The 14,243-nt window shown below is 64.8% G+C and carries 14 protein-coding genes; 13 read left to right on the top strand and 1 reads right to left on the bottom strand.

Annotated features, from left to right (window positions below; all coding sequences use genetic code 11):
* Positions 1 to 80 precede the first annotated feature (80 nt).
* From speB to LUN51_RS01050, 7 genes are all read left to right on the top strand, one after another.
* Positions 81 to 1,043 (top strand): agmatinase, encoded by a 963-nt coding sequence (gene speB, locus LUN51_RS01080; protein WP_277809766.1) that lies wholly within the window; start codon positions 81 to 83, stop codon positions 1,041 to 1,043.
* Between the two features lie 49 nt (positions 1,044 to 1,092).
* The gene (locus LUN51_RS01075; RefSeq protein ID WP_277809765.1) at positions 1,093 to 2,484 is read left to right on the top strand and encodes a YjiH family protein; all 1,392 of its coding nucleotides are present in this window, start codon (positions 1,093 to 1,095) and stop codon (positions 2,482 to 2,484) included.
* Positions 2,485 to 2,494: 10 nt separating this feature from the next.
* Positions 2,495 to 4,132 (top strand): 5-guanidino-2-oxopentanoate decarboxylase, encoded by a 1,638-nt coding sequence (locus LUN51_RS01070; protein ID WP_277809764.1) that lies wholly within the window; start codon positions 2,495 to 2,497, stop codon positions 4,130 to 4,132.
* A gap of 68 nt (positions 4,133 to 4,200) precedes the next feature.
* Complete coding sequence (locus tag LUN51_RS01065; protein ID WP_178999606.1) at positions 4,201 to 5,535, top strand: purine-cytosine permease family protein; 1,335 nt, start codon at positions 4,201 to 4,203, stop codon at positions 5,533 to 5,535.
* A 5-nt stretch (positions 5,536 to 5,540) separates the two neighbouring features.
* A complete protein-coding gene (locus LUN51_RS01060; protein WP_277810175.1) occupies positions 5,541 to 6,323 on the top strand; it encodes a carbon-nitrogen hydrolase family protein in 783 nt (260 codons plus the stop codon).
* Positions 6,320 to 7,063, top strand: coding sequence for an MBL fold metallo-hydrolase (locus LUN51_RS01055; protein WP_277809763.1), 744 nt, complete (start codon positions 6,320 to 6,322; stop codon positions 7,061 to 7,063). The genes LUN51_RS01060 and LUN51_RS01055 overlap by 4 nt, the downstream gene beginning before the upstream one ends.
* 10 nt (positions 7,064 to 7,073) lie before the next feature.
* Positions 7,074 to 8,522 (top strand): aldehyde dehydrogenase family protein, encoded by a 1,449-nt coding sequence (locus LUN51_RS01050; protein ID WP_277809762.1) that lies wholly within the window; start codon positions 7,074 to 7,076, stop codon positions 8,520 to 8,522.
* Positions 8,523 to 8,602: 80 nt separating this feature from the next.
* Here the strand turns inward: LUN51_RS01050 and LUN51_RS01045 are convergent, their stop codons facing one another.
* Positions 8,603 to 9,397 carry an inositol monophosphatase family protein gene (locus LUN51_RS01045; RefSeq protein WP_040242933.1) on the bottom strand — a complete coding sequence of 265 codons (795 nt, stop codon included), beginning with the start codon at positions 9,395 to 9,397 and terminating at the stop codon, positions 8,603 to 8,605.
* A 133-nt stretch (positions 9,398 to 9,530) separates the two neighbouring features.
* Between LUN51_RS01045 and LUN51_RS01040 the strand changes: the two genes are divergently transcribed.
* The 6 genes from LUN51_RS01040 to rlmN all read left to right on the top strand — a co-directional run bounded on the left by LUN51_RS01040 (position 9,531) and on the right by rlmN (position 14,238).
* Positions 9,531 to 10,307: an RNA methyltransferase gene (locus LUN51_RS01040; protein WP_277809761.1), complete on the top strand. Its 777-nt coding sequence runs from the start codon at positions 9,531 to 9,533 to the stop codon at positions 10,305 to 10,307.
* 113 nt (positions 10,308 to 10,420) lie between these two features.
* A complete protein-coding gene (gene iscR, locus LUN51_RS01035) occupies positions 10,421 to 10,903 on the top strand; it encodes a Fe-S cluster assembly transcriptional regulator IscR (protein WP_277809760.1) in 483 nt (160 codons plus the stop codon).
* A gap of 46 nt (positions 10,904 to 10,949) precedes the next feature.
* Positions 10,950 to 12,098, top strand: coding sequence for an aminotransferase class V-fold PLP-dependent enzyme (locus LUN51_RS01030; protein ID WP_277809759.1), 1,149 nt, complete (start codon positions 10,950 to 10,952; stop codon positions 12,096 to 12,098).
* A 47-nt stretch (positions 12,099 to 12,145) separates the two neighbouring features.
* Positions 12,146 to 12,472, top strand: coding sequence for a HesB/IscA family protein (locus tag LUN51_RS01025; protein ID WP_277809758.1), 327 nt, complete (start codon positions 12,146 to 12,148; stop codon positions 12,470 to 12,472).
* A gap of 155 nt (positions 12,473 to 12,627) precedes the next feature.
* Positions 12,628 to 13,053, top strand: a complete 426-nt coding sequence (gene ndk / locus LUN51_RS01020) for a nucleoside-diphosphate kinase (RefSeq protein ID WP_277809757.1) — start codon at positions 12,628 to 12,630, stop codon at positions 13,051 to 13,053.
* 60 nt (positions 13,054 to 13,113) lie between these two features.
* Positions 13,114 to 14,238: a 23S rRNA (adenine(2503)-C(2))-methyltransferase RlmN gene (gene rlmN / locus LUN51_RS01015; RefSeq protein WP_277809756.1), complete on the top strand. Its 1,125-nt coding sequence runs from the start codon at positions 13,114 to 13,116 to the stop codon at positions 14,236 to 14,238.
* The last annotated feature ends 5 nt before the right edge of the window (positions 14,239 to 14,243 follow it).

The following is a 14,243-nucleotide window of genomic DNA, read 5'->3' as shown; positions in this document are numbered from 1 at the left end:
CAGCGAAGTTGGCACGGTTCGTGCTGATTAAAGGGTAAGGAAAACGCTATAACAATCCGCGTGACTGCCAGGAGAGATGCATGAGCGAGCACGACACCCCGCGTTTCAACCAACCGCTAGGTGGCAACGACATGCCACGCTTCGGCGGCCCTGCCAGCATGATGCGCCTGCCGATGCAGGAAAACGCCAAAGGGCTCGACGCCGCCTTCGTGGGCATCCCCATGGACATCGGCACTTCGAATCGGCCCGGCACGCGCCTGGGGCCTCGCCAGATTCGCGATGAATCGCGCATGCTGCGCCCCTACAACATGGCCACCCGCGCCGCCCCATTCGATAGCCTGCAAGTCGCCGATATCGGCGATGTGCCGATCAACACCTTCGACCTCAAGAAAAGCGTCGGCATCATCGAGAGCTACTATCACGAACTGCTCTCGCATGACGCCGTGCCCTTGACCCTGGGTGGCGACCATACCCTGACCTGGCCGATCCTACGCGCCATGGCCCGCAAGCATGGCCCCGTCGGCTTGATCCATATCGACGCCCATGCCGACGTCAACGAGCATATGTTCGGCGAGGAAGTCGCGCACGGTTGCCCGTTCCGCCGCGCCCAGGAAGAAGGCTTGCTGGACAGCCAGCGCGTGGTCCAGATCGGCCTGCGGGGTACTGGCTACGCCGCCGATGACTTCGACTGGTGCCGCGAGCAAGGCTTCCGTGTCGTGACCGCCGAGCAGTGCTGGCACAAGTCGCTGGAGCCGTTGATGGCCGAGGTGCGCGAACAGATGGGCGATGGCCCGGTGTATATCTCGTTCGACATCGATGGACTCGATCCCTCGGTGGCGCCCGGCACCGGCACCGTCGAGGCCGCGGGCCTGACCATGCCACAAGGGCTCGAGATCGTGCGCGGTGCCCAGGGCCTCAACGTGGTCGGCGGTGACCTGGTCGAGGTAGCCCCGCCCTATGACACCAGCGGCAATACTGCGCTGATGGGCGCCACCCTGCTCTACGAAATGCTCTGCGTGCTGCCCGGCGTCAAGCGCCGCTGAGCCCATGCCCCCGATACCGGGGGCCATACAACAACAAGTGGTGACATCTATGTCCGCATCCCTCGATTCCACCGCCACTGGCGGCGGTGACCCCGATAACGCGCGACTAACCCCGCGCGGTCTTCTCAAGTTCCTGATTCCCTCGCTGATCGGTGTCGGCATGTTCCTGGTGCCCTTCTCGACGGGGGACACCATCAATATCGGCATGGGCATGCTTGCCGACGGCCTTCAGGCCTGGCTCGGCGACGCCTTGCCCGCCATCGCCACACTGGTGCTCTGCGCGTCGGTACTGCTGACGCTCTACGTCAAGGCCGCCAAGCCGAGTTGGTCCCGCGAGGGCGCTCTCAACGAGCTGTTCGACGTGGCGCCGTTATGGGCTGTGATGCGCGCGCTGGGGGCACTGTTCGCGCTGATGACCTACTTCCAGATCGGCCCCGAGTTCGTGACCGCCTCCTTCACCGGCGGCGTCATGCTCAACGACTTGGCCCCCGTGCTGCTGACGTTCTTCTTCTTCGCCGCCATCCTGCTGCCGTTTCTGGTCGACTTCGGCTTCATGGAGTTCATCGGCAGCCTGGTACGGGTGCCGTTTCGCAAGATATTCGGACTCCCTGGCCGCAGTGCCATCGACGCCACCGCCTCGTGGATGGGCTCCGGCACGGTGGGCGTACTGATCACCACCCAGCAATACGAACGCGGCTTCTACAATCGCCGCGAAGCCTCGGTGATCGCGACGAACTTCTCCATCGTCTCGATTGCCTTCGCGCTGCTGGTGACCAGCTTCATCGGCATCAACCACCTCTTCATTCCGTTCTATCTCACCGTCGTGGTCGCGGGCCTGGTGGCTGCCGTGATCGTGCCGCGTCTTCCGCCGCTCTCGCGCAAGCCGGACACCTACTACGAACCGGTGGGTTGCCGCCTCGTCGAGGAACACAGCGGCTCGCAGGGCCTGTTCCGCTACAGCCTGGGCATGGCCGTCGCACGTGCCGACCAGGCCCCCGGCCCGCGCCAGCTGGTGCGGCATGCCCTGCTGAACGTGGGTGATATCTTCTTCGGCCTGCTGCCATTGGTCATCGCCATCGGTACCGTGGCCCTGATCCTGGCCGAGTTCACGCCGCTGTTCACCTGGCTGTCCTATCCCATGGTGCCGGTGCTCGAGTGGATGCGTGTCCCCGAAGCTGCTGCGGCCGCCCCCGCGACCCTGGTGGGCTTCGCCGACATGTTCCTGCCCGCCGTGCTGGCCAGCGACATCGAGAGCGAACTAACCCGCTTCGTGATCGCCTGCCTGTCGCTGACGCAGTTGATCTACATGTCGGAAATCGGCGCCTTGCTGCTCAAGTCCAAGATCCCGCTCAAGCTCTGGGAGCTGGTGGTCATCTTCTTGCTGCGCACCGCCATCACCCTGCCGATCATCGTCGTGATGGGCCACTGGCTGGTCGCTTAAGGAGTGCTCCATGACACACGAGACATCCGCCTCGTCCTCTCCCCAGATAAGCTGCGCCGAGGCCCTGGTCCGGCTGCTGCGTGACCGCTACGCCGTGGACACCGTCTTCGGGATCCCCGGCGTGCATACCGTGCCGCTCTATCGCGGCCTGGAGGCGGGCGGCCTGCGTCATGTCACCCCGCGCCACGAGCAGGGCGCGGGCTTCATGGCGGACGGCTACGCCCGCACCAGCGGCAAGCCCGGGGTGTGTTTCATCATCACCGGCCCGGGCATGACCAACATCGCCACCGCCATGGGCCAGGCACTCGCCGACTCGGTGCCCATGCTGGTGATTTCCAGCGTCAATCGGCGCGACACCCTGGGACGCGGCCAGGGTCGCCTGCACGAGCTGCCCAGCCAGCAGAACGTGCTGGCGGGCGTCAGCCGTTTCAGCCACACCCTGCTCGACCCGAGCGCCTTGCCGGAGGTGCTCGCCCGCGCCTTCGCGGTGTTCCAGTCGGCGCGACCCGGGCCGGTGCACATCGAGATCCCCATCGATCTCTTCGAGGCCCCCATCGACCTTCCCGACACCGCCTCGCCGACACGACTGTACCGTGCCGGCGCGCACCCCGAAGGCATTGCCCTGGCGGCCGAATGGCTACACCAAGCGCAGGCGCCGCTGGTGCTGCTGGGCGGGGGCTGCGCGGAGGCATCAAAAGCGGCGCGAACCCTGGTCGAGCATCTCGATGCGCCGACCGTGACCACGATCAATGCCAAGGGCGTGCTCGGGCGCGGGCATCCCCTCGACCTCGGCGCCAACGCCACCTGGCCCGAGGTACGCGCCCTGGCACGCGATGCCGACGTCATCCTCGCCGTGGGCACGGAGCTCGGCGAAACCGATTACGACGTGGTGTTCGACGACGGCTTCACCTTGATCGGTCGCGTCATCCGCATCGACCTGGAGGCCGAGCAACTGGTGCGCAACCAGACGACGGCCCTGGGGCTGGTCAGCGACGCCCAGGCCGCGCTGGAGGCACTGGCGGCGCATTTCCCCGCGCCGCTCGCGCGCCAGGGGGCGGCCCGCGTGCGCGCCGTGCACGAGGCCCTGGCCTTGCCGCAACGCCCGGACATGGCGCCTTTCGTGCCACTTTACACGGCCCTCGACAAGGCACTGCCGGAGGCCATTCTCGTCGGCGACTCCACGGCGCCGGTCTATGCCGGCAATCACCTCGTCGAGCGCGCGGCGCCGCGGCGTTACTTCAACGCCTCGACCGGTTACGGAACCCTGGGGTACGGCTTGCCGGCGGCGCTGGGCGCCCAGCTCGCCGCCCCCGGCACGCCGGTCGTGGCCTTGGTCGGCGACGGCGGCGCGATGTTCACCCTGAGCGAGCTGGCCACGGCCGTCGACGAAGGCCTGCCGGTCGTCGTGGTGCTCTGGAACAACAGCGGCTATGAGGAAATCCGCCGCTACATGGATGCGCATGGCGTCGCTCGCGTCGGCGTCGACCCCACGCCGCCCGACTTCCAGCGCCTGGCCGACGGGTTCGGCCTCGTCTCGCACCGGGTCGAATCCCCTTTCGCGCTCGATCTTGCGCTCAGCAAGGTCTCGCGCACCTCGCCGACATTGATCGAGATCGACGCCGAACGCTGGCAGGCGGCACTCGACTGAGGCGCCAACCGCGGCCCGAGAGCCGTCTCGGGAACAACGGTTTTCCATAACACTACAAGGACAACACCATGGCTTTCTTCCATCGTCTGCTCGGCCAGGACACCCTCGACGACCACCAGCACAAGAGCCTCGGGGCGTTCGGCACTGTCGCCCTATGGCTCGGCGCCAACGTCGTGGTCACCACCATCCTCACCGGCATGCTCCTGGTACCCGACCTGCCCTTCACGACCGCCATGGGCAGCGTGCTGATCGGCTCGTTGATCGGCGCTATTCCGCTCCTGCTGGTCGGACTGATGGGCCAGCGCACCGGCCTGCCTTCCATGGCGTTGACCCGGCGCGCGTACGGCCCGCTCGGCAGCCGGTTGATCTCGCTGGTCAACATGGGGGTATTGATCGCCTGGAGCTGGATCCAGGCCCTGCTCGCCGGCATGAGTCTCGACTACGCCATCCAGGCGACCACCGGCTACTCCAACCTGCCCTTGATGACCATCCTCTGCGAGACCGTGGTGGTACTCATCGTGCTGCGTGGCCACCTGGGCATCGAGCGGGTCGAACGCTGGGCGGCGATGGCCATGGTGGCGCTGGCCGCCGTGGTGCTCTACCAGTTGAACCTCCACTACGATGTCTCGACCCTGCTGGACATGCCGGTCGAGGCCCGTAACGGCATCACCCTGGGCATCGCCTTCGACATCGTCATCGCCACCGCCTTCTCCTGGATCTCGTCCTCGGCGGATTACAATCGTAACTGCAAGAGCGGCGCCATCGCCGTCTGGGGCACCTACCTTGGCTACGTGATGGCCGCCATGATCGCCATGGGCCTGGGTGCCGCCGTTTCCGGGCTGTCGGTCATGAACGGCATGGAGCAGACCTACGACCCGACCCGGCTGCTCTCCGGTTTCGGCTTCGGCCTGCCCGCGGCCCTGGTCATCTTCTTCTCCGTGATGACCACCAATGTCATGGCCGTCTACAGCGCCACCCTGTCCTGCATGAACGTGTCGCCCGGCATGGCCTTCTGGAAGCCGGCGCTTATCATCGGGATCGTGACCGTCTTCGGCGCCCTGATTCCCGGCATCCTGGACCAGTTCCAGAACTTTCTGCTATTGATAGGCGCGCTGTTCATCCCGGCCTTCTCGGTGATCATCGTCGATTACTACCTGGTCGGTCGCGAGGGTTACAGCCCCGAACTGCTCAAGGCGCGTCACCAGCTGGGACGCCCCACCGCGCCGGTGGCCATCGGCGCCTACGTGATCGGCGCCGGGCTGGCCGCCTACTGGTCGCTGGTCGCACCGCTGGCCTTCGGCGCCTCGCTGCCAGTCTTCGTCATCACCGGCGGCCTCTACTGGCTCGGCGCCATGCTGTTGACCAAGTCCCGCGCGAACGCTTCACAGACCGCAGGAGAGTGACACCGATGAGACTGATGCTGGCGCAAACCGCCCCCGTGTGCGGCGACGTGGCCGCCAACCTGGCGTCTCTTGCGCGCCAGTGCCAGCAGGCAGCGGCGGCCGGTGCGGACCTGCTGGTCCTCCCCGAGCTCGCCCTGAGCGGCTACAATATCTTCGAGCGACTGGAGGAACTCGCCGAGCCGGTGGGCGGCCCGATCGCCCAGCGGGCCGCCGAGCTCGCCGCCGAGCACCATCTGTTCCTGCTCTTCGGCCTGGCCGAGCGGCAAGCCGACGGACGCCTGACCAATTCCGCCGTGCTGATCGACGACCGGGGCGAGCGTGTCGCCACCTACCACAAGCGCCAGCTGTGGGATCGCGAACATGCCTTCTTCACCGCCGGCGAGGACTGCTGCGTGGTAGATACGCGCCTCGGCCGCCTCGGGCTGATGATCTGCTATGACAACGAGTTTCCCGAGGTGGCCAGGGCGCTCGCCACTCAGGGGGCTCAGGTCATCCTCTCGCCCACCGCCAACATGGTGCCCAATGCCGAACGCCAGGCGCTGCAGATCCGGGCCCGGGCCCTCGACAACCAGTGCTTCGTCGCCTGCATCAACCGGGCCGGCGAGGAAGCCGAACTGCATTATTGTGGCAACAGCCTGATAGCGGGACCGGATGGCGAGGTTCTTGGGCGCCTCGGTGACGCGGCGGGCAGCCTGGTGGTCGACATCGACCTGAGCCGCATCGACGCAAGCCGCGCCCATCAGGACTACCTCCAGGACCTCAGGCCGATGACGGAGACAATCGCATGAGCCGTTTCTCGCTTCCTCGAGGCGATGCCGCGAGCTGGTATCGCACCACCTCGCTCGATGACGGGATCACGCGGATCGACGAGCCCGCCATCAAGCCGTTCTACCGCTGCAATATCTGGCACGTGCGGGGCCGCGAGAGAGACTTGCTGGTGGACTTCGGCCTGGGTGCCGTGCCGCTGCGCCGGCAGGTCCCGCTGCTCAGCGAACGCGACCTGATCGCGGTGGCGAGCCACACCCACTTCGATCATATCGGTAGCGCGCACGAGTTCGACTGCTGCCATGTACACGCCGCCGAGGCCGATATCCTGGCCGATCCGGACAACGCGCGCACCCTGGCCGACGCCTTTCTCGACGATGCGATGTTCGATGCCCTGCCGCCGGCCCCCTTCGAGCATCACCGCTACCGTATCGCCCCGCCGACGCGTATCGCCACGCTCGAGGACGGCGAGATCATTGACCTCGGCGACCGCCGTTTCGAGGTCATCCATACGCCGGGGCACTCCCCCGGCGGCATCGCACTCTGGGAGGCCGCCAGCGGTATCCTGATCTCTGGCGATCTCATCTACGACGGGCCACTGATCGAGGATGTCTATCACAGTAGCGCCCGCGATTACGCCGCCAGCATGCGCCGTCTGCGCGAATTGCCCGCGCGCGTCGTTCACGGCGGTCATTTTCCCAGTTTTTCCGGGGCACGCCTGCACGCCATGATCGATGACTGGCTGCGCGACCACGCCCTCTGAAGGAGCCACCATGCAAGCACTCGACCACCAATTCATCGATAACCGCTGGGTCGCGAGTCACGGTACTCGACGCCTGGCGGTGATGGACCCGTATCATGAGCGCCAGATCGCCGAGGTCACGGCCGGCGATGCCCGCGACGTCGAGGCGGCCGTCGAGGCGGCACGCCGTGCGCTGCCCGGGTGGCATGCCCTGGGCGGCGAACGTCGCGGCGCCTATCTGAATGCGCTGGCCGACGCCCTGACGGCACGCCGCGAAGCCTTGATGGAGCTGTCCGCGACCAACAACGGCAAGGCGCTCGCCGAGGCCGGCATCGATCTCGACGACGCCATCGCCTGCTATCGCTACTACGCACGCCAGGCCGGCGACCTGGAAGCACGCCAGGGACGCCGCATCACCCACGACATCGAGGGCGTCGACGCCTACTGCTACGAAGATCCCGCCGGGGTGATCGGCCTGATCACGCCGTGGAACTTCCCGCTGGTGACCAGCGCCTGGAAGATCGCGCCGGCCCTGGCGGCGGGCTGCACGGTGGTCTTCAAGCCCTCCGAGGTCACGCCGCTGCCGGAACAGGCCCTCGCCGAGATCGCCCTGGAGATCGCGTTGCCGCCGGGCGTGCTCAACCTGTTGCATGGCGATGGCGACGGCATCGGCATACCGCTGACGCACCATCGCGGTATCGACAAGCTGTCGTTCACCGGCAGTAACGCCGTGGGCGAGCGTGTCATGCAGGCCGCCGCCGAAGGGAGCCGCGGCGTGTCGCTGGAACTCGGCGGCAAGTCGCCGATCCTGGTACTCGAGGATGCCGAGGTCGAACAGGCCGCCGACTGGGTCATGGCCGGCATCTATTTCAACAGCGGGCAGATTTGCTCGGCGACCTCGCGGCTGATCGTGCACGAGACCCTGGCCGAGGCGCTGTACGAGGCGCTGGCCACGCGCATCGACGCCATACGCCTGGGCGATCCGCTGGGCGAGGACACCGACATGGGACCGATGACCAGCCAGCGTCAGCGCGATCGAGTCCGCGACTACCTGGCCGTCGCCGAGCGCGAGGGTCTGGATGCGGTACGCGACGCCCGCCATCGCCAGTTGCCTTCGCAGGGCTATTTCATCGCCCCGACGCTGTTTCGCGATGTGCCCACCGACAGCCGCCTGTGGTGCGAGGAGATCTTCGGTCCGGTGCTGTGCGCACGCAGCGTCGCCTCCGATGACGATGCCATCGCCCTGGCCAACGACAACGAGTTCGGCCTCGCCGCCACGGTCATCAGTGGCGATCCGCAACGCGCCCAGCGGGCCGGCCGTGCATTGCGCGCCGGCAACATCTGGTACAACAGCGAGCAGATCGTCATGCCCGAGGCCAGTTGGGGCGGCTTCGGGCGCAGCGGCATCGGCCGCGAGCTCGGTCCCTGGGGGCTCTCCGCCTATCTCGAGGTCAAGCACCTGATCGGCCCGTCGGGCTGACCCATACAAGCCGCACAACGAAAAATACCCCGCCGAACGCGATGTCGGCGGGGTATTTCGTGCGAATCAGTCCAAAGGACTTACATCCGCGGCTTGAGCTGCTGTACCAGTGTCTTGTAAAGGCGCGGCGTAGCGGCCATGAGATTCTGTTCGATACTGACCGTAGGGCTACCGTCCGGGCCGCCCAGCAGCGCTCCGGCCTCCTTGAGGAGGAGGCTACCGACCAGTTGATCCTGTTCTTCGAGCCCCAGCACGAAGGCGGCATCGACACGGCCGGCAGCGAGTTGCGCGAGATCCAGGAGGCCACTACCGCTGCTGAGGAAGTTTTCGACCTGCGGCCCGAGAGCTTGGACCAAGGCCAAATATGTCGGGAGATGGCGCGAACGCAGCCAGGGCTCCGGCAAACCGGCGGCAATGCGTGCGCCCTCGACCGAGATGTGATTGGGCACACGAATGCGGCGCCCATTGAGCTGCGCGCCACGCCCACGGCTGACGAGATATTCATCGTCGCTGAAAGGACAGACAATCACCGCATGTTCGGGCTTGCCTTTGACCAGACAGATAATGGAAATGGCAAAATTGGGCGATGCCACGGCCAGGTTGGAATAGCCGTGGAACGGCTCGATACGCCAATGGAAATCGGCGCCTTCACCTTCGCCGTCACGGTGCGCCGTATAGCGACCGGAAAGGCCATGCTGGGGATAACTGCGACGAAACTGCGAGTCGATGAGCGTTTCGGCATTACGCGCGGTGTCTGCCAGCAGCTGATCGAGCTGCTGGTCGCCACGCGCGACTTCGATGCGGTCGCGAGCACGCACGAACTGCTCGGCGGCACTACGCGCGGCGCGCAGTGCGAATTGAACCATGGGATGCATGATACGGGCCTGAATCTCGGAAACTGTTAAAGAACGTCGCGCATCCTAGCAGAAGGCGCCCAGGACGGGAAGTTTCGCGGCCTCAAGCCATGATAGACTCGCCATTCGTTTCTCAGCCGCGCGCCCTATCATCATGCTCGACAAACTGCGTATCGTTCTCATCGGCACCAGCCATCCCGGCAACATCGGTGGCACCGCCCGCGCCATGCATAACATGGGCCTTGCCGATCTTGTCCTCGTCGCGCCACGCTGCGAGGTTTACGGCTCCGAATCTCACGCTCGTGCTTCCGGTGCCGATGTCCTGGTGAGTAATGCCAAGGTGTATGCCACGCTCGAAGAGGCTGTCGGCGACTGCACCTTCGTGGTCGGCGCCAGCGCCCGCGTACGCCACCTGCCCTGGCCCATGCTCACCCCACGCGCACTGGGCGAACGCCTCCCCAGCGAGTGCGCGCCCGAGGCCGCCCAGGCCGCGTTGGTTTTTGGACGCGAGGACAGTGGCATGACCAACGGCGAACTGCAGCGCTGCCATGCCCATGTGCATATCCCCACTAATCCCGACTTCAGCTCGCTCAACCTGGCCGCCGCGGTCCAGGTGCTGGCCTATGAATGTCGAATAGCGGCGCTGGGTGCGGAAGATTCCCCGGACACGCCGTTCGGAGTCGAATGGGACAATCCACCGGCCAGCCATGACGATCTGGAGCGCTTCTTCGATCATCTCGAGCGGACGCTGATCGAGATCGACTTTCACGACCCCGACAACCCGCGTCAGTTGATGGCGCGTCTGCGCCGACTCTTCATGCGCAGCCACATCGACAGCATGGAAATGAACATCTTGCGCGGCATTCTCGGGGCCGTGAACAAGCAAAGCCGGGCGTTGGCCCGCCAGGAGAACCACGACGGGAATGGTTGACCGCGTTACTGGGTTTTCCCATAATACGGCTACGTTTCAGGCAAACATTCCATACGGATTGCATGTCCTGCCTGGTCAATCGCTTCATCACCGACGCCCGATCACTTCGACTTATGCGCTTGACGACCAAGGGACGCTATGCCGTCACCGCGATGCTGGATTTGGCGCTGCATGCCGATGCCGGCCCTATCAGCCTCGCTGACATTTCCAAACGCCAAGCGATCTCGCTGTCCTATCTGGAACAGCTGTTCGCGCGGCTCAAGCGTGCCAAACTGGTCAATAGCGTACGTGGCCCGGGCGGCGGTTACTTGCTCGCGCATGCGTCCAGCGCCATTTCAGTGGCCTCGGTCATCGGTGCGGTGGATGAATCCGTGGATGCGACGCGCTGCCAGGGTCTCTCGGATTGCCAGCAGGGCGATACCTGCCTGACGCATCATTTGTGGTGCGATCTGTCAGACAAGATTCATGGCTTCCTCGACGCCATTACGCTCGCCGAGCTGGTAGAACGCCAGGAAGTCCGCGATATCGCCGCTCGTCAGCAGCGCGTCGCACCAGAGACGATCAGCACCGATACCATCAGCATTGCGCCGCAATGACCTTGCGGAGCAGTAGGCGCCAGCGCCATCATCGATACGAGCCGTCATGACCTCACCCGTGTATCTTGACTATGCCGCCACCACCCCCGTCGACCCACGCGTCGCGGAGGTGATGGCGCGTCACCTGACACTCGATGGCGTCTACGCCAATCCTGCTTCGCGTAGCCACATGCCGGGATGGCTAGCCGAACAGGCAGTAGAAAGCGCACGCCGCCAAGTCGCCGATTTGATCGCCGCCGATCCGCGAGAGATCGTTTGGACCAGTGGTGCTACCGAGGCCGATAACCTGGCGTTGACCGGCTTCATGCGTGCCAACCGAGCGCGCGGTCGGCATCTGGTCACCTCGCGTATCGAACATAAGGCCGTCGTCGATACCGCCCTCGCACTAGAGGCCGAAGGTTTCGACGTGACCTGGCTGACGCCCGGTGCGGATGGCCGCGTAACGCCCACGCAGCTCAACGACGCCATGCGCGAGGATACCATTCTGGTCTCGCTGATGGCCGTCAACAACGAGCTGGGCAGCATCCACGAGTTGGCGGCGCTGGCCGAGGTCGTCCACGCCGCTGGCGCGGTCTTCCATGTCGATGCCGCCCAGGCCACCGGCAAGATCGCGCTCGATGTCAACGCCATGGGCATCGACCTGATGTCGATGTCGGCGCACAAGACCTACGGCCCCAAGGGCGTCGGCGCGCTCTATGTACGCCGCAGCCCCGACATTCGTATTGAGGCGCTGATCCATGGCGGCGGTCACGAACGCGGCATGCGCTCGGGCACGCTGCCCACGCATCAGATCGCGGGCATGGGCGAAGCGTTCTCCCTGGCGGCCGACGCACAGGAAGCCGATCATACCCATGGCCTGGCCATGCGTCAGCGTTTTCTCGACGGCCTCGCTGCGTGCGAAGGCGTACACTGCAACACAGCACTCGACGTCTCGGTCCCCATGATCGTTAACCTGGCGTTCGACGACGTCGACGGTGAATCGCTACTGATGGCGCTGCGTGCGCTGGCGGTATCGACCGGTTCGGCGTGCAACTCAGCCAGTGTCGAGCCATCCTATGTATTGAAGGCCATCGGCACCGATCGCATTCGCGCCTTGGCGTCCATTCGTTTCAGCTTCGGCCGCTTCACTACCGAGGCGGACATCGACACCGCAAGCGCCGAGCTCCGCCATGCGCTCGGCGCCCTACGCCAATGAATCGAGGTCGCCGCATCACGCGTCGCGACCCAAGCAAGGAGGTCAACATGGCTAACATCAACATCAGTTCCGCCGCCGCCGAACAGATCCAGCATGTGCTCGCCGAGCGCGGCAATGGCCTCGGCCTACGCGTGGCGATCAAACCCAGCGGCTGCTCCGGCTACAGCTACGTGCTCGACATCGCCGACGAGGTGGGCGCCAACGATGTGCCCTTCGAGGACCACGGCGTCAAGGTGCTCGTCGACAAGGAGGCCTTGACCATGCTCGACGGCACCGAGGTGGACTACGTCAGCGAAGGACTTAACCGTTATTTTCGCTTCAATAACCCCAATGCCACCGATCAATGTGGCTGCGGGGAAAGCTTCAGCGTCTAAAGGCGCCCAGCCGCCGGGCGTGCGCCACGTCCGACGACACGCTACAATGGCGCGCTTTTTTCGACATCCGTCGAGTTTCATGCAACGCGTCGCCTCGAGCGGCGCGTTGGCGTATCGACCAAGACCCCGATTTCAGTCACGGAGACATTGACCTCATGGCCAACGAACGCACCCTGTCCATTATCAAGCCCGACGCCGTCGCCAAGAACGCCATCGGCGAGATCGAAAGCCGCTTCGAAAAGGCCGGTCTCAAGATCGTCGCCGCCAAGATGCTGCAGCTTTCCCAGGCGCAGGCCGAAGGCTTCTACGCTGAGCACAAGGAACGTTCCTTTTTCGGCGACCTAGTGGGCTTCATGACCTCCGGCCCGGTGGTCGTGCAGGTACTGGAAGGCGACAATGCCATCGCCGCCAACCGTGACCTGATGGGCGCGACCAATCCCAAGGAAGCCGAGGCCGGCACCATCCGCGCCGACTTCGCACAGTCCATCGACGCCAACGCCGTGCACGGCTCCGACTCGCCGGAATCCGCCGAGCGCGAGATCGCTTACTTCTTCGGCAGCGAAGAGATCTGCGCACGCTGATCGCTTCCCGCGGGGGCCGCATGGCCCTCGCACCGCCATCCACCGAGCGTACGACCCACCATGACCCTCGATACCGTCACGCCCCGTACCAACCTTCTCGGCCTTACGCGCGAGGAGATGGAAACCTTCTTCGTCTCATTGGGCGAGAAGAAATTTCGCGCCGCCCAGGTGATGAAGTGGATTCACCACGAAGGCTGCGACGACTTCGAGTCGATGACCAATCTCTCGAAGGCACTGCGCACGCGCCTTGAGGAACTCGCCGAAGTACGTGGCCCACGCGTGGTCTACGAAGGCGCCTCGCAGGATGGCACGCGCAAGTGGGTCCTCGAAGTGGAAGACGGCAGCTACGTGGAAACCGTGCTGATTCCCGCCGAGGGCGGCAAACGCCGCACGCTTTGTGTGTCGTCTCAGGTCGGTTGCTCGTTGGATTGCAGTTTCTGCTCCACCGGCAAGCAAGGTTTTCAGCGCAACCTCACCAGCGCCGAGGTTATCGGCCAGGTGTGGGTGGCCAGCAACAGCTTCGGCGCGCGACGTGATACCAACCGCCCGGTCACCAACGTGGTGATGATGGGCATGGGCGAGCCGCTGATGAACTACAATGCCGTCGTGCCGGCCATGAAGTTGATGCTCGACGACAACGGTTACGGCCTTTCCAAGCGCCGCGTCACGCTCTCCACCTCCGGCGTCGTACCGATGATCGACAAGCTCGGCGACGAGCTCGACGTGAGTCTGGCGATTTCGCTGCATGCCGCCAACGACGAGCTGCGCAACGAGCTGGTCCCGCTGAATCGCAAGTACAACATCGCCACGCTGCTAGATTCCTGCCGTCGCTATCTCGATAAATGCGATGACACGCGCATGCTGACCATCGAGTACACGCTGATGAAGGATGTCAACGATCAGCAGCTCCATGCCCAAGAGCTGGCAACGCTGCTCGGGGACTTGCCGTGCAAGATCAACCTGATTCCCTTCAACCCGTTCCCGCACTCGGGCTACGAGAAGCCTTCACGCAATCAGGTCATGCGCTTTCAGCACTGGCTCGAAGAGTTAGGCCATACCGCCCCCGTCCGCATGACGCGCGGCGATGATATCGATGCTGCCTGTGGCCAACTGGTGGGACGCGTCAAGGACCGCACCAAGCGTCACGAACGTTACATTCAGTCCATTCAGATCGATGCCGATTGAGCCTC

The sequence above is a fragment of the Chromohalobacter canadensis genome (genome assembly GCF_029544075.1).
Lineage (GTDB): Bacteria > Pseudomonadota > Gammaproteobacteria > Pseudomonadales > Halomonadaceae > Chromohalobacter > Chromohalobacter canadensis_A.
The sequence above is the reverse complement of the archived record's forward strand: the minus strand, read 5'-3'. Positions and strand labels throughout refer to the sequence as shown.